This window comes from Mesorhizobium sp. HAY1-8B (assembly GCF_056868045.1).
The window spans coordinates 5,924,402-5,943,574 of record NZ_CP200321.1 but is presented as its reverse complement, the minus strand read 5'-3'; the positions used below and the strand labels follow the sequence as shown (position 1 = coordinate 5,943,574).

General features: G+C 64.1%; 18 protein-coding genes. 14 read left to right on the top strand and 4 right to left on the bottom strand.

Annotated features, from left to right (window positions below; translation table 11 throughout):
• Window positions 1–7: 7 nt before the first annotated feature.
• From AC1VON_RS28565 to AC1VON_RS28530, 8 genes are all read left to right on the top strand, one after another.
• A complete protein-coding gene (locus AC1VON_RS28565; protein WP_140710033.1) occupies window positions 8–835 on the top strand; it encodes a MurR/RpiR family transcriptional regulator in 828 nt (275 codons plus the stop codon).
• Entirely contained in the window at window positions 819–1,715 is an 897-nt protein-coding gene (locus AC1VON_RS28560) for an N-acetylmannosamine kinase (RefSeq protein WP_483125669.1), read from the top strand. Before AC1VON_RS28565 ends, AC1VON_RS28560 begins: the two co-directional genes overlap by 17 nt.
• A 64-nt stretch (window positions 1,716–1,779) precedes the next feature.
• On the top strand, window positions 1,780–2,487 hold the full coding sequence (locus AC1VON_RS28555) for an N-acetylmannosamine-6-phosphate 2-epimerase (RefSeq protein ID WP_483125668.1): 708 nt from the start codon (window positions 1,780–1,782) through the stop codon (window positions 2,485–2,487).
• The gene (locus AC1VON_RS28550; RefSeq protein WP_483125667.1) at window positions 2,484–3,506 is read left to right on the top strand and encodes a Gfo/Idh/MocA family protein; all 1,023 of its coding nucleotides are present in this window, start codon (window positions 2,484–2,486) and stop codon (window positions 3,504–3,506) included. Before AC1VON_RS28555 ends, AC1VON_RS28550 begins: the two co-directional genes overlap by 4 nt.
• Before the next feature lie 62 nt (window positions 3,507–3,568).
• Entirely contained in the window at window positions 3,569–4,861 is a 1,293-nt protein-coding gene (locus tag AC1VON_RS28545; RefSeq protein WP_483125666.1) for an ABC transporter substrate-binding protein, read from the top strand.
• Between the two features lie 74 nt (window positions 4,862–4,935).
• Window positions 4,936–5,811 (top strand): carbohydrate ABC transporter permease, encoded by an 876-nt coding sequence (locus AC1VON_RS28540; protein ID WP_483125665.1) that lies wholly within the window; start codon window positions 4,936–4,938, stop codon window positions 5,809–5,811.
• Complete coding sequence (locus AC1VON_RS28535; protein WP_483125664.1) at window positions 5,811–6,623, top strand: carbohydrate ABC transporter permease; 813 nt, start codon at window positions 5,811–5,813, stop codon at window positions 6,621–6,623. The genes AC1VON_RS28540 and AC1VON_RS28535 overlap by 1 nt, the downstream gene beginning before the upstream one ends.
• A gap of 9 nt (window positions 6,624–6,632) precedes the next feature.
• Window positions 6,633–7,694, top strand: a complete 1,062-nt coding sequence (locus tag AC1VON_RS28530) for an ABC transporter ATP-binding protein (RefSeq protein ID WP_483125663.1) — start codon at window positions 6,633–6,635, stop codon at window positions 7,692–7,694.
• A 22-nt stretch (window positions 7,695–7,716) separates the two neighbouring features.
• Here AC1VON_RS28530 and AC1VON_RS28525 read toward each other — a convergent pair whose 3' ends face one another.
• Complete coding sequence (locus tag AC1VON_RS28525; protein WP_483125662.1) at window positions 7,717–8,814, bottom strand: CaiB/BaiF CoA transferase family protein; 1,098 nt, start codon at window positions 8,812–8,814, stop codon at window positions 7,717–7,719.
• Window positions 8,815–8,920: 106 nt separating this feature from the next.
• On the opposite strand from AC1VON_RS28525, the gene AC1VON_RS28520 reads away from it, so the two are divergent.
• The 3 genes from AC1VON_RS28520 (at window position 8,921) to AC1VON_RS28510 (ending at window position 11,186) form a co-directional block, all read left to right on the top strand.
• Window positions 8,921–9,943 (top strand): LLM class flavin-dependent oxidoreductase, encoded by a 1,023-nt coding sequence (locus tag AC1VON_RS28520; protein ID WP_483125661.1) that lies wholly within the window; start codon window positions 8,921–8,923, stop codon window positions 9,941–9,943.
• 58 nt (window positions 9,944–10,001) lie between these two features.
• Entirely contained in the window at window positions 10,002–10,649 is a 648-nt protein-coding gene (locus AC1VON_RS28515) for a ThuA domain-containing protein (protein ID WP_172349289.1), read from the top strand.
• Window positions 10,650–10,775: 126 nt separating this feature from the next.
• Window positions 10,776–11,186 (top strand): hypothetical protein, encoded by a 411-nt coding sequence (locus AC1VON_RS28510; protein WP_483125660.1) that lies wholly within the window; start codon window positions 10,776–10,778, stop codon window positions 11,184–11,186.
• Between the two features lie 10 nt (window positions 11,187–11,196).
• Here AC1VON_RS28510 and AC1VON_RS28505 read toward each other — a convergent pair whose 3' ends face one another.
• The gene (locus AC1VON_RS28505; RefSeq protein WP_483125659.1) at window positions 11,197–13,215 is read right to left on the bottom strand and encodes an amidase; all 2,019 of its coding nucleotides are present in this window, start codon (window positions 13,213–13,215) and stop codon (window positions 11,197–11,199) included.
• 282 nt (window positions 13,216–13,497) lie between these two features.
• Between AC1VON_RS28505 and AC1VON_RS28500 the strand changes: the two genes are divergently transcribed.
• Together AC1VON_RS28500 and AC1VON_RS28495 are read left to right on the top strand one after the other, a co-directional pair.
• On the top strand, window positions 13,498–13,752 hold the full coding sequence (locus tag AC1VON_RS28500; RefSeq protein ID WP_172349291.1) for a hypothetical protein: 255 nt from the start codon (window positions 13,498–13,500) through the stop codon (window positions 13,750–13,752).
• A gap of 79 nt (window positions 13,753–13,831) precedes the next feature.
• Window positions 13,832–14,032 (top strand): hypothetical protein, encoded by a 201-nt coding sequence (locus AC1VON_RS28495; RefSeq protein ID WP_172349292.1) that lies wholly within the window; start codon window positions 13,832–13,834, stop codon window positions 14,030–14,032.
• Between the two features lie 65 nt (window positions 14,033–14,097).
• On the opposite strand, the gene AC1VON_RS28490 is transcribed toward AC1VON_RS28495, so the two are convergent.
• Window positions 14,098–15,288 carry an alpha-D-ribose 1-methylphosphonate 5-triphosphate diphosphatase gene (locus AC1VON_RS28490; RefSeq protein WP_172349293.1) on the bottom strand — a complete coding sequence of 397 codons (1,191 nt, stop codon included), beginning with the start codon at window positions 15,286–15,288 and terminating at the stop codon, window positions 14,098–14,100.
• A gap of 551 nt (window positions 15,289–15,839) precedes the next feature.
• A complete protein-coding gene (locus AC1VON_RS28485; RefSeq protein WP_172349294.1) occupies window positions 15,840–16,874 on the bottom strand; it encodes a class I SAM-dependent methyltransferase in 1,035 nt (344 codons plus the stop codon).
• 282 nt (window positions 16,875–17,156) lie between these two features.
• Here AC1VON_RS28485 and AC1VON_RS28480 point away from each other — a divergent pair, with 282 nt between their 5' ends.
• Window positions 17,157–19,157 carry a putative bifunctional diguanylate cyclase/phosphodiesterase gene (locus tag AC1VON_RS28480; protein ID WP_483125658.1) on the top strand — a complete coding sequence of 667 codons (2,001 nt, stop codon included), beginning with the start codon at window positions 17,157–17,159 and terminating at the stop codon, window positions 19,155–19,157.
• Window positions 19,158–19,173 lie beyond the last annotated feature (16 nt).

The window sequence follows — 19,173 nt, the reverse complement described above, 5'->3', positions numbered from 1 at the left end:
GACATTCATGACACATGCGCTTATTGCCTCGCTGAGGGCGGCGGCCGGGGACATGACGCCAGCATTGGCGCGCGTCGCCGAGACGGTGCTGGCGCAGCCCGACGCCACCTTGCGCCAGAGCATCACCGAGCTTGCCGAGGCCTCCGCCTCGTCCGAGGCCAGCGTCATGCGCTTCTGCCGTGACCAGGGCTTTACCGGTTTCCAGGATTTCAAGCTGGCGCTGGCCAAGGAACTGGCGACCGACGAGCGGGCGCGGGACATTGGCCTGCCGACCGACGACATCCAGCGGCTGGTGGAAACCGCCATCATCTCGCTGCGCGAGACCGAGCAGCTGATTGTCCGCGAGGATATCGCAACCGCCTCGCGGCAGCTGCTGGCGGCGACGGCGATCGATTGTTTCGGCATCGCCGCTTCCGCGATCACGGCACAATACCTCGCCTACAAGATGACCCGCATCGGCAAGCTCAGCCGCGCGCTGGGTGACGCGCATCTGGCGGTCATGGCGGCGGGAACCACGCAGAAGGGCGCCGTGCAGGTGGTGATTTCGAGTTCGGGTTCGACCATCGACGCAGTGCGCATCGCCGAGCTTGCCCGCTCGCAGGGCGCCTTCGTCATTGGCATCTCGAACCGTTCGAAGAGCCCGCTGGTCGCCGCCTGCGACCTCGCTCTGATTGCTTCCTGGCCGGAAACGCCGCTCACCGGCGGCGCGTTTCCATCGAAGATCAGCCAGTTGCTGATTGTCGATGCGCTGGCGGCCGAGATGATGCGGCAGGATCCGGCGCGGCTCACGCTGCTCGGCCGCACGGCGGAGGTCGTGAGTGACCGCAGCTTCTGATCGTGCGGTCTTCGCCATCGACATTGGCGGGACCAAGATCGCCACCGCCGAAGTATGGGGCGGCAAATTGCACGACAGACGCCAGACCGCGACGCCGAGAACGGGCAGGGGCGACGATCTGGTCGCGGCGATCGCCGGACTTGCGCCCAAGCATGCGCTTGACGCCGTCGCAGTCGCCACCACCGGCATCGTCCGAGACGGCGGGCTGACCGCGCTCAACCCGCAGACCTTGCCGATCGAGAACGGCTATCCGCTGGCCCGGGCGCTCGAGACAGCACTTGGCGTGCCGCCTCTGGTCGTCAACGATGCGCAGGCGGCCGCATGGGCCGAATTCTGTGTCGGCGCCGGCCGTGCCTATCGCAACTTCGCATTCTTCACGGTTTCCACCGGCATTGGTTGCGGCCTGGTGATCGACGGTCGGTTGCAGATGGGTGCTGCCGGGCTTGCCGGCCATGTCGGGCACACAATGTCCGATCCCGGGGGGGTGATGTGCGGCTGCGGCCGGCGCGGCTGCCTGGAGACGATCGCTTCGGGCACAGCACTTGCGCGGCGCGGCAGCGAGCGGCTTGGCCGTCCGGTTGGTGCGCCGGACCTGTTCACGGCAGCCAAACAAGGCGACGCGATCGCCGCCGAGGTGATCGCCTCCGCCGGCGAGGCGCTGGTCAACGGCTTCGCCGATCTGACGGCATCCGTTGACATCGATGGCTTCGCGGTCGGCGGCGGCGTCGGGCTGGCGGAGGGCTTCATCGCGGCCCTGCAAGCGCGTTCCCGTGAGCTTCCAGCCGTGTTCCAGCGCCCGATCGTGACCGCGCAAGCCGGCGCCGATGCGGGTCTTTTGGGGGTTGCACTGCTTTCTGACGGAAATTTTCATCTAAAATAGTTTCTTGACAAAAAGTTTCATTCACGCTTGATTGCAGGGGTAACGCTCGAAGGAGAAACCCCAGGTGCAAGGCGATGTGCTCGCTCAGCTCGATGGAACGCTGGTCGTCTCGTGCCAGGCTGAATCCCACATGCCGCTCGACGCTCCCGAGCACATTACCGCCATTGCCCGGTCGGTCGTGCTCGGCGGCGCCACCGCTGTGCGCATCGAGGGTGCCGGCAACATAGAGGCCGTGCGCAGGCAGGTCGGCGTTCCCATCATCGGCCTGATCAAGGCGCGCCGTGGTGACACCGAAATCTACATAACCCCGACGCTTGCCCATGTGGCGTCGATCATCGAGGCCGGCGCCGACATCGTGGCGCTCGACGCCACCAACCGGCCACGCCCGACCGACCTCCAGACGATGTTCGGTGCGATCGCGCAAAAGGGGCGCCTGTCGATGGGCGACGTCAGCACGCTCGATGAAGGCAAGCGCGCCCTCGATGCCGGCGCTTCGCTCATCAGCACCACCATGGCCGGCTACACGCCCTATTCCAACCAGCAGCGCGGGCCGGATTTCCAGCTGATGGAACAGCTTGCCGGCGCCGGCCTGCCGTTTGTCGCCGAAGGGCGCATCTGGACGCCGCAGGAGGCTGTCCGCTGCTTCGAACTCGGCGCCCGTTTCATCGTCGTCGGCGGCGCCATCACGCGGCCCGACGCCATCACCCGCGGCTTCGTCGACCAGGTCGCGTCGTGGAGCGCCAATCCGCAATTGAAGAGGAACCAGTCATGATCAAGCGCCGCCGCGTCGCCGTTATCGGTGCGGGCTTCATGGGCTCCATGCACGCCGCGATCTTCTCCGACATGGTCGGCTGCGAACTGGCGGCGATCGTCGATCCCAATCTGGAGCTGGCCGGCGCCGTTGCCGCCAAGGCGCCGGGCTGCAAGGTCTACGCCAGCCACGAGGTGCTGCTGGCGGGCGAGCGCGATCTCGACCTCGTTTCGATCTGCACGCCCGACAATCTGCATCTGGCGCCGGCGGTTGCCGTAGCCAAGGCCGGCATCAACATCTTCGTCGAAAAGCCGATCTCCTCCACGGTCAAGGATGCGCAAGCCATCATCGCGGCCTGCGAGGCGGCCAAGGTCAAGCTCGGCATCGGCTATCTCCTGCGCTTCGATCCGCGCTACGCGTCGGCCAAGGAACTGATGACTTCAGGCAAGATCGGCGAACCGATCCACATCTACGCCCGCCGCAACAGTGCCCGCACCGAAGGTCCCAAGCGTTATGGCGGCAGGCTGCCGCTGGCACTGCATGTCACCGTGCACGATGTCGACATGGTGCTGTGGATGCTCGAGGGGCAGCATCCGGTTTCCGTCTATGCCCAGCAGACCGACATTCTGCTCGGGGCGTCGGGCACGCAGGACAGCCTGGCGGCGATCGTGCGCTTCTCCGGCGGCACGGTGGTGAATTTCGAAAGCGCCTGGTCGCTGCCGGCCGGCGCGCGCCACATGATCGACGCGCGCATGGAGCTGATCGGCACCGAAGGGTCGTTCGAGGTGCAGTGCGGCGACAGCGGCCTCTATTACGCCAGCAACGAGACCTCGCGCGAGATCGACACCCAGCATTGGCCTGTTGTCAACGGCCGTCTCGATGGCGACCTGGCGCGGCAGCTCGGCGGCCTGCTGGCCTGGCTCGATGGCGCCGCCATGCCGATCGCCAGCGGCCGCGATGGTCTTCGTTCGCTCGAGCTCACACTGGCGATGATGCAGTCGGCCGAGAGCGGCGAAATCGTGCGCCTCGGCCAGAGGTGACGATCAGACAGACAGAGAAAATTTGAAACGAGGCCAAAGCGGCCCACAATGGGAGACGAAAAATGCTGAACAGACGTAATCTATTGATGCTTGGCGTGGCCGTGGCCGCGCTCGCCACCGCCCTGCCGGCCCTGGCGCAGGACAAGCCGTTCGACGGCGTGCAATTGTCGGTGCTGCTGGAAGGCCATCCGACCACCGACGCCATCCAGAAGCTGCTGCCGGAATTCAAGCAGGCGACCGGCATCGACGTGGCGCTCGAAGTTGTGCCCGAGCAGGACATCACGGCCAAGGAGCTGCTGGAATTTTCCTCCAAGTCCGGCCGCTACGATGTCGTCCAGAACAACATCATCTATCTGCCGGGCTTCGTGAAGTCGGGCTATGTCGTGCCGCTCGACGATTTCCTGGCCAAGCACAAGGAGAATTTCGACAAGGCCGATTTCGTGCCCGGCTATTTCAACACCAACGTGGTCGACGGCAAGCTCTATGGGCTGCCGGTCTATGGCGAGAGCACTTTCGTCATGTACCGCAAGGACCTGTTCGAGCAGTATGGGCTGGCGGCGCCGAAGACGTTCGACGACATCGAGACCGCGGCCAAGACGATTTCGGAAAAGACCAACAAGCAGGTCGCCGGCATCACCATGCGCGGCCAGCAAGGCATCCAGGGCGTCTATGTCTGGGCGGCCTATCTCTGGGGTTTCGGCGGTTCCTTCCTCGACGGCAACGGCAAGTCGGCGCTGGCAACGCAGGAGGGCGTCGCCGCACTCGACGCCTTCACCAAGGTGCTGAAGGACTACGGTCCGGTGGGCGTCGCCAATTTCGGCTGGGAAGAAAACCGGCTGCTGTTCCAGCAGGGTAAGGCGGCGATCACGCTCGATGCCACCGTCAACGGCGCCTACAATGAGGACCCCACCGTCTCCACCGTGGTCGGCAAGGTCGGCTATGTGCCGGTGCCGATGAAGTCCGCCTCGCCGAAAGGCGGTTCGTCCTCGCTCGCCGTGCATTCCATGTATGTCTCGGCCGAATCCAAGAACCAGGAAGCGGCAGCACTCTTCGCCGCCTGGGCGACGGCCAAGGAGCAGCAGCTGAAGGCGATCGAGACCGATCCCAATTCGGGCGTGACCTCGCTTTCGGTGCTGAACAGCGACGCTTTCGGCAAACGCTACGGCGCCTTCAAGGATGGCATGATCGCGGCCATCAACGCCGGCAATCCGCAATATCTGCCGACGGTCGAACAGGCCAACGAGATCATCAACAACACCGGTATCGCCGTCTCCAAGGCGCTTGCCGGCACGGCCAGCGCCGCCGACGCCTTGAAAGAGGCGGACGAGGCCAACAACGCCGCGCTCGCCCGGTAAGCGGGCAGGCGTGCCCTGCCGCGTGCGCTCCCTGTGCGCGGCAGGGCGAAATCCTCAACTGATGGATTGAGACCGTGGCGACAACAGCGTCGGATCCGACGAAGCATTTCTTCCAGCCGATCATCGTCTGCCTGACCGTGGCATCGGTCGCGCTGACGCTGTTCGTGATCTGGATTTCGCTGCACGACCTGTCGCTGATGCGCGCCGGGCGTGAAAAATTCGTCGGCCTCGACAATTACCTCCGCTTCTTCGGCGATCCCCGTGCCATGGCAGCGCTTTGGCGCACGGTGCTGTTCACGACGCTGGCGACAATAATCGAGATCGCGCTCGGCCTTGCCGTCGTGCTGTTCCTCGACCGCGACTTCGCCATGAAGCGGCTGGTGCGGACGCTGCTTCTGGTGCCCATCATCATGACGCCGGTGGTCGTCGGCCTGACCTGGCGCTTCCTGTTCGATCCCGCCACCGGCATGGCGAATTATCTGCTGTCGCTGGCCGGCATTTCCCAGGTCGACTGGCTGGGCAGTCCGCAGATCGCGCTGTTTGCGGTGCTGATCGCCGACATCTGGCAATGGACGCCCTTCGTCATCCTGCTGGTGATGGCGGCGCTGGAATCGGCACCCACCGATCCGCTCAATGCGGCCCGCGTCGACGGCGCGCGCGAATGGCAGGTTACCTGGTATGTGCTTTTGCCGATGCTGCGCCGGGCGCTTGCCATCGTGGCGCTGATCCGGGCGATCGACAGCATCAAGGCCTTCGACCTGTTCTACATCATGACGCGCGGCGGACCGGCGCTGTCGACGGAGACGCTGAACTATTACGGCTACATCGTCGCCTTCACCAATTTCGACATTTCCTACGCGCTGGCCATCGCCGTCATCCTGACCATCTTCACCAATGTCGCGCTCTTGACCATGTACAGCGTCCTGTTTCCGAAAGCGGGAGAGCGCTGATGGGCCGGCGCGCGGTTTTCTATGTCGGGCTGCTCATGCTTTTGCTGGCGGTGCTGTTCCCGCTCTATTGGGTGGTGGTGACCTCGTTCAAGACGACGCGCGATGCCTTCGCCATCCCGCCGGTCTGGCTGTTCGACCCGACGCTCGACAATTATCGCACGGTGTTTGCCAATCGCGGCTTCCTCAGCGCCTTCGCCAACTCCTTCATCATCTCCATCCTGTCCAGTGCGCTGGCGGTGGCCATCGGCTCGATCGCCGCCTACGGGCTGGCGCAGCAGCCGGCCGACCTGCGCCGTTCCAAGGAAAAATTCATCCTCAGCCTGCGCATCGCACCGGCGCTGCTGTTCGTCATTCCGATGTACTACCTGGCGACGCGGATCGGCGCGCTGAACCAGCACTGGCTGCTGATCGCCGCCTATGCCTTCGTCAACGTGCCGTTCGCCATCTCGCTGCTGATCACCTTCTTCGACGACATTCCGAAGGAACTGCGCGATGCGGCCCGCGTCGACGGCGCGCGCGAGTTCGGCGTTTTCTGGCATGTCTATTTGCCGGCGGCGCGCGGCGGGATGATCGCGACGCTGATCCTGTGCGTGCTGTTCACCTGGAACGAGTTCTTCGTCGCTTTGGTGCTGACCGGCCGCGACACGCAAACCTTGCCGGTCTCCATCACCTCGTTCCTGACCTTCCAGGGCATCCAGTGGGGCGCGCTGACGGCCGCCGCCACGCTCATCATGCTGCCGATGATCGTGCTTGGCGTTCTGGTGCAGGGGCAGATCGTACGCGGCATGACGCTGGGCAGCGTGAAAGGCTGAGGGGATACGATGGCGAATTTGTCGATACGGTCGGTGTCGAAATCCTACGGCGCGGTCAACGTGCTGGACGATGTCTCGGTCGAGGTCGAGGAGGGCTCCTTCGTCGTGCTGCTCGGGCCTTCGGGCTGCGGGAAGTCGACGCTGCTGCATGCCATTGCCGGACTGAACCCGATCGATTCCGGCACCATCGTCATCGGCGACCGCAACGTCACCAATCTGCCGGCGCGGGAGCGCGACGTGGCGATGGTGTTCCAGTCCTACGCGCTCTATCCGACCATGTCGGTGGCCGAGAACATCGCCTTCCCGCTGAAGATGCGCGGGCTCGACCGCAAGACATCACAGGAAAAGGTCGATGCGGTGGCGAAGCTGCTGCAGATCGAACCCTTGCTGGGGCGCAAGCCGCGTGAGCTGTCCGGCGGCCAGCGCCAGCGCGTCGCCATCGGCCGGGCGCTGGTGCGCGATCCCCGGCTGTTCCTGTTCGACGAGCCGCTGTCCAATCTCGACGCGGCGCTGCGCACCGAATTGCGCGCCGAGATCAAGCGCCTGCACCAGTCGATCCGCCGCACCATGGTTTATGTAACGCACGATCAGACCGAGGCGCTGACGCTCGCCGACAAGATCGTCGTGCTCAAGGCCGGCAAGATCGAGCAGATCGGCACGCCGCTGTCGCTCTATGACGACCCCGACAATGCTTTCGTCGCCAGCTTCATCGGTTCGCCGCGCATGAATTTCCTCAAAGCGCGAGCGGCCGAGGACGGGAAGGCCGTGCTCGTCGGCGATGCCAGGGTCGACGTCTCGCATCTTGTCGCCAAGCTCGTCGGCGGCCAGCAGGTCACCCTGGGCATCAGGCCGGAGCATCTAGACGAAAAGCAGGGCGTCGAGCTTACGCTCGCCGTCGATGTCACCGAGCGCCTGGGATCGACCTCCTATGTACACGGCGCCCTGCCGAGCGGCGAAACGGTGGTCGCCGAACGGCGCGAGGACCAGCCGCGTTTCGGCGAGACGATCACGTTGCGCTTCCAGCCCGGCCGCACGCGCATCTTCGACGCGCACGGCTTGCGTGTTCGCTGATCCCTGTGCTTCCTGCGTGATTTCAACGGCTTGTGGCTGGACCCGGCAGTTCTGCGCGAATCTCCGCGTCGTGTTCGCCGCGCACCGGACTTTTCGCCGGCGTCTTTTGCGTCTGTCCGGAAAAGCGGGGAGCGGCGGCGGCCTGCAAAATGCCGTCCACCGTCTGCCACGAGCCGCGTGCGGCCATGTGCGGATGCCGTTCTGCCTCCTGCGGGCTGAGCACAGGGGCGACGCATGCGTCCGAGCCTTCGAACAGCCTGGCCCATTCGTCGCGCGGTTTTGCGGCAAAGATCGCCGCCAGCCGGCTGCCGAGCTGCGGCCAGAGAGCGCGGTCGAATTGGTTGGCGAATTGCGGATCGCCGGCGAGGCCGAGCCGGTCTAGGAACAGCGCATAGAATTTCGGCTCGATGCACTGGACGCTGATGAAGCCATCATCGGATGTGCGGTAGACGCGGCACCAATGCGGCCCGTCGAGAAGGCTTCTGCCGCGTTCGGCGGCGAGGCCGCCGATGTGGCCGAGCACCATCATCAGGTTCATCATGTGGGCCGAGCCGTCGACGATCGCCGCGTCGACCACGGCGCCTTCACCGCTTGCGCGCGCGTTCATGATGGCGGCCAGCATGCCGATCACCAGATAGAGCGCGCCGCCGCCTATGTCGCCGACCAGCGTCGGCGGCGCCATGGGCGGCTCGCCCGGCAAGGAAGCGTACCAGAGCGCGCCCGACACGCCGATATAGTTCAAATCATGCCCGGCGGTGTGGGCGAGCGGGCCGTCCTGTCCCCAGCCGGTCATGCGGCCATAGACCAGCTTTGGATTGGCCGCCAGGCAGGCCTCCGGGCCGAGCCCGAGACGCTCCGTGACGCCGGGCCGGAATCCCTCGATCAGGCCATCGGCGGTGGCGACGAGACGCATCAGCAGGGCGGCATCTTCGGCATCTCCGAGGTCGAGCGCGATGGAGCGCTTGCCGCGATCGAGCAGCGAGCGTTCGGGCAGGCCCGGCAGGTGCGCCTGCTTGCGGTGGACGACGATAATGTCGGCGCCGAGATCGGCAAGCAGCATGCCGGCGAAGGGCGCCGGCCCGAGCGCCTCGATCTCGACGATGCGGACACCTCTGAGCATTCCACCCTCCACGGCGTTCATCCCCTTTGGTATCGCGCGGGGCGACGGTGTGTAACCCCACTGTTTTGGCATTGAAGCACGCGCCGCTCGCATATACTTCAGGGCCATGAAAAAAATCGGTTTCCTGTCATTCGGGCATTGGACGCCCTCTTCGCAATCGCAGGTGCGCTCGGCTTCGGACGCGCTGCTGCAATCCATCGATCTCGCCGTCGCGGCCGAACAGCTCGGCGCGGATGGCGCCTATTTCCGCGTGCATCATTTTGCCCGCCAGCTCGCTTCGCCATTCCCGCTGCTGGCGGCTGTCGGCGCCAAGACCAGCCGCATCGAGATCGGCACCGCCGTCATCGACATGCGTTACGAGAACCCGCTCTACATGGCCGAGGATGCGGGTGCCGCCGACATCATCGCCGGAGGCCGCCTGCAGCTCGGCATCAGTCGTGGCTCGCCCGAGCAGGTGATCGATGGCTGGCGCTATTTCGGCTACCAGCCGCATGAGGGCAAAAGCGACGCCGACATGGCGCGGCATCACGCCGAGGTCTTCCTCGACACGCTGCGCGGCGAAGGCTTCGCCCAGCCCAATCCGCGGCCAATGTTCCCCAACCCGCCCGGCCTGCTCAGGCTCGAGCCGCATTCGGAAGGCTTGCGCGAGCGCATCTGGTGGGGTGCTGCCACCAACGCCACCTCGGAATGGGCGGCCAAGCTCGGCATGAACCTGCAGAGCTCGACGCTCAAATTCGACGAGACCGGTAAGCCGTTCCACATCCAGCAGGCCGAGCAGATCCGGGTCTATCGCGAGGCCTGGAAGGCGGCCGGCCACGCGCGCGAGCCGCGCGTCTCGGTCAGCCGCAGCATCTTCGCGCTGGTCGACGACCGCGACCGCGCCTATTTCGGGCGTGGCAATGAAAGCCGCGACCAGATTGGCTTCATCGAGGAGAACACCAGGGCGATCTTCGGCCGCAGCTACGCCGCCGAGCCGGATGTGCTGATCAAGGAATTGGCGCAGGACGAGGCGATCGCCGAGGCCGACACGCTGCTGCTCACCGTGCCCAACCAACTCGGCGTCGACTACAACGCCCATGTCATCGAGGCGATCCTGACCCATGTCGCGCCAGCGCTGGGCTGGCGCTGACGGCCGCGCCGTGTAACCATCTCCCGAAGCGCGGCGTGCGGATCGGGAGGTTCACGGCATGGCGAAGAGGGCCCTGATTGCCTGGGGCGGCTGGGAAGGCCACACGCCCGAGCGTAGCGCCGAGGTTGTGCGCAAACTACTTGAGCGCAACGGATTTGATGTCGCGCTGGGCGAGGGCACGGCGATGTTCGCAGATCCGGAATTGCCTTCCTTCGACCTCATCGTGCCCGTCATTACGATGTCGACGATCGAGAAGGCCGAGCTTCAGAACCTGACGCAGGCCGTTCGGGGCGGAAGCGGGCTCGGCGGCTTCCACGGCACGATGGGCGACAGTTTTCGCAACGAGCCCGACTACCAGTTCATGACCGGCGGCCAGTGGGTCGCGCATCCCGGCAACATCATCGACTACCGGGTGGTCATTACCCGGCCGGACGATCCGATCACCAGGGGGATCGGCGACTTCGCCTATCGGTCGGAGCAGTATTACATGCATGTCGACCCGAGCAATGAGGTGCTCGCGACGACGACGTTCCGCGATGCCCATTTCCCGGGCATTGGCGGCGTCGTCATGCCGGTGGTCTGGAAGCGGCGGTATGGCGCGGGGAAGATCTTCTACAGTTCGCTTGGGCACACGGCGGATGAGTTCGCGGTGCCTGAGATGGCACTGATCGTGGAACGCGGTTTGCTCTGGGCGGCGCGGGGTTGACCTATACCGGTCACCAATTGCAATGGGGCAGCCGGGAACCAAGGCGGCAGCGGTGTCCGCATTCCTGCAATGGCTGGAAAGCCGCCGCTATCGAATTACCATCCGGTGAATGGCGAGGGGGACAGAATGGATCACCAGCGGACTGTATTCCTGGTCGGAGGGGGCACGGGCGGAGACGAGGAAGCCGTGTTTACACTGCATGTGGACGGCGCCGTCTGCAGCCTCACATGCGACTACCGCGGCAAGGTTATCAAGGCCGATGAGGAAGACTTTTTCGAGGCTCTGTTCCAGATCCGTCAGGCACTCGAAGTCGATGGCTTGCTGCCCTTCTGTTACGGGGCAAGTGCCAATGTCTATCCCGAAAATACCGTGATGGAGAAAAGTCGCGGCCTGATGGCCTGCAAGGTGAAGATGGGACAGCTTCCCCAGCAGACCGATCTGGTCGACATATTTGACGATGGCCCTGACGTGGTTCCGGTTTTCGTCCATATGCAGCAGGAGTTTTGGGAAGAATGGCTGGCTTCGCTGCCTTCCTAGCAACTGGCGTTCATCCAATCCCGCCGGTGACGGTGTAGGCGCCCGCGCTGCGTCCATCCTCCAATCGCACCACCGCCGTAACGATCGAGCCATACGAGCCGCGCCAGACGCTGTGGAAGCGCTGATGCTCGGCGGCCGGAACAAGCGCCCGTCCTTTGAAGCGCGCGTCGCTCCGCTGCATGGCGACGGGCTCTCCGTTGACGTGCACCTTGATGCTGGCGTTCGTCGCCTCGATGGGCAGATCGAGCGCGATGACGATTTCGTCCCGTCCGTCCAAAGTGCGCGTCTCGGCGGCAAGCGCGATTGCGAGTGGTGGCGCCTTGCCGCTGCCGGCTCGAGTGGACCGGCGTGAAAACACATCATCGGCCAGCTCCGGCGTGCGTGGCGGGCTCGTGCGGCGCTGCGTGGCGCGTTCATAATCACCGGCCATGCGCAGCAGGCTTTCGTCGTCATAGGCCTTGCCGGCGAAGGTGAGGCCGACGGGCATGCCGATATCGGCCATGGTGCCCATCGGCACGGTGACGGTCGGGATGCCGAAATGACGCCAGACCAGATTGCCGTTGGCGACCCAGGTGCCGTTGCGCCAGGCGAGCGCGGCCGACGCCTCGCTGATGTCGGCGTCGGCGGGGCCGACATCAGCCACGGCGGGCAGCACGACGGCGTCGATGCCGTTTGCGTCCAGCCAGTCCTCGAGATCGACGCGCCTTGTTGTTTCCAACCCTTTCAGCCCATCTGCAATAGTCGGGATGTCCTTGAAGGGCGTGACACCGGATTTGGCGCGCTCGACATATTCAGCGACATCGAAGCCGCCTTCATAGCGGTCGGGCAGCGTGCCGGGCGGCTGCGGAAAGATCCTGGGGCCGTCGACCGAGGCGAGATCGGGCAGCGTCGGGTCGGCATTGGCGCGCAGGAAATCGTCCCAGCCCCAGATGCACAGGTCCCAGATTTCGCGGTCGGCGAAATCCGGCGGCACCAGCCCTCGCTCGGCCATGGTGCGCGCGCCGGGGCGGTCGCGTTCGTAATTGGAGACGACAGGAAAATCGACCTCCACCACCTCGGCGCCCAGCCTTCTTAGGTCGGCGGCTGCCTGTTCCCATAGTGCAAGCACCGAGGCCCGGGTTTCGATCGGCCGGTTGGCCTCGCCGTCGCGGCCGATATACATGCGGGGCACGCCGAGCCGTTTGCCCTTCAGCGAACCCCCGAGCGTCAATTCGGTGTAGCGTGGCGGCCGCACCTCCGAGTTCCTGGGCAGCACGACCCAGGGCTGCGCGCGCCAGAAGTCGCCTCGCGTCTCAGGATCCTCGGCGACGATCACGTCGAGCAGTTCGAGCATGTCGGGCACGCTGCGCGTGTGCGGCACCACGACATCCATGGTCGGCACCAGCGGCCAGTTGCCGCGCACGGAAATCACGCCGCGCGAGGGCGTGTAGGCGACCAGCGCGTTGTTGGTGGCCGGCGCGCGCCCGGACGACCAGGTTTCCTCGCCCAGCCCGAAAGCGCAGAAACTGGCTGATGTCGCCGTGCCGGAGCCATTGGACGAGCCCGACGCGAAGGCGGCTGTCAGGTAATCGGCATTGTAGGGGCTTTCGGCGCGGCCATAGACGCCGCGCTGCATGCCGCCATTGGCCATTGGCGGCATGTTGGTGAGGCCGACCAGCACCGCGCCGCCGGCGCGCAGCCGGGCAATGGTGAAGGCGTCCTCGTTGGCGACGAGATGCTCGAAGGCCGGCGAGCCCGCGGCGACCGTCAGGCCTTTGACCTTGTAGCTGTCCTTGGCGGTGTAGGGGATGCCGTCGAGCGGCCCGAGCAAGGCGCCGTCGCGCCGCCGCCGGTCGGAAGCGGCGGCCTCCTCGAACATATCAGGATTGAGCACCGGAACGGCGTTGAGGCTGATGCCGTGACGGTCGAAATGCGCGATGCGCCTGAGATAGGCCCCGACCAGTTCGACGCTGGTGGCGAGGCCCTCGTCGAGCGCACGGCGCAATTGTTCGATGGTGGCTTCGACGATGTGCAGGCTGGCATCGGTCATCTTCTGGTCCCTGGGGCGTTTCCAGGCCATGGATGAGCGAGGCCGCCAGCTTCGGCAAGGGCCAACAAGCAGTCTTTGCCGGAACGTGTTGTTCCTGCGGCCGCTGGCCGTGTTCAGACGTCGGTCTCCAAGCGATTTTTTGCGCGTCCCGCCGCATGGCATGGGCCCAGTCGGCGATGCCACTGGCATATACGTTCCATTGTGATAAAAAAAACATCACCCGTTGCAACTTCCGGCGAACGGTTGCGTTAACGACTCCCCGGGGGGAACACGAGGTTTGCATTGGACCGTTTTGAGATCCTGAACGAGCCGACAGGCACGTATTCCATTTTCGACAGATTCACGGAGTTGCCGGCGACGGTGGGAGGCAAGACATTCATCGGGCTCTACCGGCACGAAGTGCCACTGGCCCTGCTCGCCGCAATGGATGCTTTCAGGCCTGGAGCCGGGTCGCTGCTGCAGTCACTCACGGTGCTGGGCGGCTGGCGTCAACAAAATGACTTGAAAGATCGTCCGCCGGACGGGTTGCAAGCGTAAGTTGAAGCTCGCATAAGTTGTACAAAGAGCATATCATAGAAGAAAACACCGCCGTTATCCCAGCATGAGAAGGGGAATCATGTCTGACCAGAATGCCCTTATCCGCGCGGCCATTGGACGGCTGCTTTCGGAGAAAACCGGAGTCGCGGTCATTTCCATGAAAGAGAGTGTCGCCGAGCTGCTGGCCATGACCGGTGCGGCGCTGACCGTCGAAACCCTGCAGGACCTGCTGCTGGAAATGGCCGAGGTGCGCGGCATGACGGTCATGCTCGACGTCTAGGGCAAGCCACCGTTTCACACGTTCCCGGAGCAGCTTCAGCGCAATTCGAACACAGCCGGTACCGTTCAACTCGCGTGGCCAAGGCGCTCCGCTTTCCGCGCCGGTGCCAGCGTGCCATCGCCGTAGATCATCCGGCCGGCGCGGAAGGTAGCACGGACGCGTGGCACCGGATGGCGGTCGGCCACCACGAGATCGGCCAGGAGGCCGGGCTCGATGGCGCCGCGATCCGTGAGCCCCAGGGCCCCGGCAGGATTGGCGCTTGTCAGCGCCGCCGCCGTCACGAGCCCTTCGCCACGCAGCGCCGCCAGGCCGAGCACGGCCGGCAGGATCGAGGCCGGGTGGTAGTCGCTGGCCAGCATGTCGAGCAGCCCGGCCTCGTAGGCCTGCCGCGCGGAAAGATTGCCGGAATAGGATTCCCCGCGCAACGCGTTGGGCGCGCCCATGGCGGTGTGCATGCCGAGCCTGCGGGCTTCCCGCGCTGCCTCGAGCGTCACCGGGAATTCGCTGAGCGCGGCGCCCAGGCCATGGACGAGCTCCACCTTCTCCAATGTGTCGTCGTCATGCGAGGCCAGCACGACGCCATGGGCCCGCGCGCGGGCCGACAGGTCCTGCAGCGCGTTCAGCACATCGCCCTGGCCCTTGCGGCCGGCCATGCGCTTGCCGACGACCTCGGAGGCCGCGGCAACGGACATGCCGCGCTCGTTGGCGATGCGGGCGATGTAGAGTTCGACGTCGCGGTATTGTCCTTGCCCGGGTGTGTGATCCATCAGCGAGATCAGGTGCAGCCGACCGGCATCCATCAGCTTCTGCAGCATGGCGATCGCGGGGGTGAAGGTCACCTCGAAGCGGGCATGGATGCGGTGGTCGACCAGCAGGTCGTCCTTCAGTTCGGCCATGGTCTCGATAATCGCCGACGTATGATCTTCCGAGCGCAGCACGCCGCTGGTGACGCTGGCGCCGATGAAGGAGAGCGCGGCATAGGCCGTGGTGACGCCACATGAGGCAAGCTTCTTGTCGAGCTCGGCGATGCCGATCCGCATCGGCACGTGGACGCCGGTGCGCGGCTCGACTTCCTTCTCCACCATGTCGCCATGCATGTCGATGAAGCCCGGCAGAAGCAGGCGCCCGCCGCCCTCAATGTCGGCATGCTCGACAGGCGCGTCGCGGATCTCGGCAATCCGGCCGTCTTCGATCCTGACGGCGCCGTTCGGGACGACACGGTCGCGCAGGACGATCTCGAATTCACTCAGCCACATCTGATGTCTCTTGCAAGGAAGCTGTTTCAAGGTGGGTTTCGCGGTCGGCGAGGCGGGCGACATCATCGGAGTGATGCGTCTCGAGGACCTTGCCGAGCCTGGATCGATAGCACGAGGACCGATCAATCAAGGCGAAAATTGTATGGCCATCGCAGGTCCTGTGGCTTGGCGTGAACGAGTTGACGGGGGCGCCGACCCGGCGGACTGGTCGGTAGCTCATGTTCCACGAATCAACCCGTCGCGCGTCACCATAACGCTGCCCGCTATCGTCCTTGTGACACCGGAATCGTGTGAACGAGCAACATGTGCCGCGGCGCCCGTGCCGCAGCCTTTGGCGGGAAGGGCGGATCAGCTTCATCCGCGACTATCGCTAGTCGGCTATGTCACCGACGAAGCCGAGCTGGTGCTGCCAGCGGACGCGGATCCTTCGGCCGCGGCACCGGATACTGATGAGGGGCGACCTGGCGCCGATTTCGCTCAGCGACGTTTTGGCAGCCGGCAGCGATGCGCAAGCATCACCGCCGGCCTGATGGCAGGTTTAGCGGAAGTCGTTAACCGCGCTTTTCAATCACGGCGTACAGCACGTTGCGGTTCTCGCCGAAGTACACCCGCGCCTCGACGGTGTTGCGGTCGACGCTGGCATTGACGATGTTCCACATGTCGACTTCCGAGCGCAGCAGCAGCACCCAGTCCATGAACGTTTCCCGGTAGCCGGCGTCGGGGGTTCCCTCGGCGTAGTTGGCGAACAGGAATGTACCGTTCGGCTTCAGCATCTGCAGGCAGGTCTTGGTCAGCTTCACGGCGACGTTGTGCTGGAGGTAGTCGTAGAGGCCGGAGGCGTAGATGAGGTCGAACTTGCCGAGTTTGTGGCCCCTGGTGAGCACCGTCCGCACCGAGCCGTCGATGGCCTCGACCGCGGTGCCCTGGAAGTCGCGCGCGATCAGTCCGACACTCTGCGGATCCTGGTCGAGCGCGACCCAACGCTTGAGACCGCCTTCGGCCAAGGCGACGGAGCGATTGGCTTCGCGCAAATGGCCGGCGGCGATCGCCAGCACCTCGGTTTCGGGTCCGTTCCGGGCCGCGACCTCATCGACATAGCGGGTCAGGAGATCGCGCCGTTCCCGCGCCGCGACGCATGACGGAACGTTCTGGGTATGGCTGTAAAGCGCCTTGCCGATCTCCGAGGCGTTGGCCACGCTCTCGGCCACGTGCGGGTCGCAATAGATGTAGTCGAGCAGCTCCGCGTCGCCGGAATACCCCCTGGGCTTGGTGAAGGACCAGTGCGTCAGCGGATCCTGGAGGAAGTAGTTCAGGATCGGGTGGTTCTGCGCCACCGGTATCAGGGCTTGCCAGACATCGGGATGAACCTTGGCACGCAGCGCATTGAGCAGCGACAGCAGGCGGCGGACGATCTCGGCGGGAAATTTCTGCTGCTCGACCTGTTGCTGTGTCGCGTGGAGGATGAGCGCCAGTTCCGCGCGGGCGGTTTCGAACGCTTCGCCATGATGCTCAAGCGTGCCTTTACGCAGACTGCCGGCGATCGTCTCTGCGGTAATCAGGCTTTGGCCATCGAACACGGTTTGCACAACCAGGACTCCTTGGTTAACAGTCAGTTAACTTATTACTTAGAATGCTCCATTTGCCAACGCGGGCCGACCGCATTTTATTGTTATGATTAATTTCCCGCTAACCATCTCAATTTATTAGCGATCTTGCAGATAAGATTCTGGGTTCGAGTTAACGCAAACTTGTCTGGCGCCACTGCATTTTACCGCGTGGCAATCGTGTCGCGTCCCAAGGAGTCGTCCTGCGTGGGGGCAGAAGCTGGAAAAGAGTTCGGACCGCAAAGTCCCCTTCAGCAGGGGTTTGTGGACGAGCGCGCGTCATCCAGATTGGCCGACACGGTGGATGTGGAACCGTACGATCCGCGTCACGAACTGGGGGCCGACGAACTCCGCATCCTTTACCGCAGGGAAGCCCAGGCGAAGCGAAGGGCGGAAGCCAGGCCGGGCCTGTGGATCGCCGTCGTCATCTATTTGCTGTTTTCGGCATCGGATCTGCTGCTGATACCTGACGTGGCGGCCTACACGATCACCGCGCGCTTCGCGGTTGGCCTGACCGCACTGCTGGTCCTGGAAGCACAGCTTCGCCGGGGAGCCGCGACGGAATGGCTTGACGTGACTTGCGCCGCGGCCATCATCTTTGGCTATATCGGGTGGTTGTTGCCGGCATCCATGGGTGAAAACAAGGAAAGCGTCGCTTATTACATGGTGTTCGGCACCATTTTCATGATGAGTGCCAATCTATTTTTTACGTTCAGGTTCAAAGTGTCGATCATAACGTCGACAATCATATTGTGCATCTTGTATGTGGTAAATTACTTTGTTCCGGCGTCGCTGACGTACAAGATGGTGTTTGGTACTTTCTACGTTTCGTGCTTCACGTTCACCTCCTATGTGAACTGGAAGCTGAACGAGGAGCGCTACAACGTCTTCCTGAACGCTCTCGAGGCCAAGATCCAGCACAAGGAGGCCACCGAACGCGGCAAGGCCCTGCTGAGGCTGTCGCGGACGGATCCGCTGACAGGCCTGGAGAACCGGCGCGCGATCGACGAGAAGCTGCGCGATTACTGGAGCGACTGGCAAAAGCTTGGCAGCAAGTTCGCGGCCATCCTCATCGACGTCGACTTCTTCAAGAAATTCAACGACTGCTACGGCCACCAGGAAGGCGACCGCTGCCTGATCCATGTCGCCAATGCTCTTAGCGATCTGATCAAGAACCACAATGGCTCGATCGGGCGCTATGGCGGCGAGGAATTCATTGTGCTCGCCCGCATGGACAAGAAGAGCCAGGTGGCGGAACTGGCGGAAGCCATCTGCCGCACGGTGGAGAACCTGGCGCTTACCCACGAACTCAGGCGGGATGGGATCTCGATCGTCACGGCGAGCGTGGGTGCCGCCTTCACCAGGACGCAGGCCGGTGCCAAGCTGGAGAAGATCATCCACGAGGCCGATCGCGCGCTCTATCTGGCGAAGGCCAGCGGCCGCAATTGTGCCCGGCTGTTCGACCCGACCGATCCGCAAAGCAGCGACGAAAGCGAAAACCTCGCGGCCTTGCTGAAGATCGCGATCGGCCAGGGCCTCGTTTCGCTCGTCTATCAACCTATCCAGGATGTCGTGTCGGGCCGGGTCGAAGCCGTGGAGGCGCTGATGCGTCTCAAGATGCTCGACGGTACATTGGTTCCACCGAGCCTGTTCATTCCCGTCGCGGAGCGAACCGGCGCGATCCTGGAACTGGGGCGCTGGGCGATAAGGACGGTCTGCTGCGAACTCCTGGCGGACGATCACATCCCTCTCGTCAGCGTCAACGTCTCTCCGATCCAGCTCAAGACGCCTGGCTTCGCGGCGTCCGTCGCGACCATTCTGGGCGAGACCGGCGTGACCGGCAACAGGCTGGCCTTCGAAATCACCGAAGGGCTTGAGATGGAGATGCATTCGGACATCCTGCGCTGCATCAGCGACCTGAAGCTGCTTGGCATCAAGATCTGGCTCGATGATTTCGGGACCGGATTCGCCGGCCTTTCATGGCTGCGTCTGATCGATTTCGATACGGTCAAGATCGACCGCTCGTTTCTTCACGACTGCGGCACCCCGAAGGGCATGGCCATGCTCCAGGACATTATTGCCCTGGTCCGCAATCGCGGCCACCAGATCCTGGTCGAAGGGGTGGAAACCGACGAGCAGATCGCCCTCATGCGCGAGTTCGGCATCGACAAGATCCAGGGCTTTCGCGTCGGCCGACCCGTTCCCGCCGCGAATTTCCAGGCAAAGAGGGCCCTCCACAAACGCCCGTTCCTCAAGTCCGCCTGACAGGCGCGGGCGAACG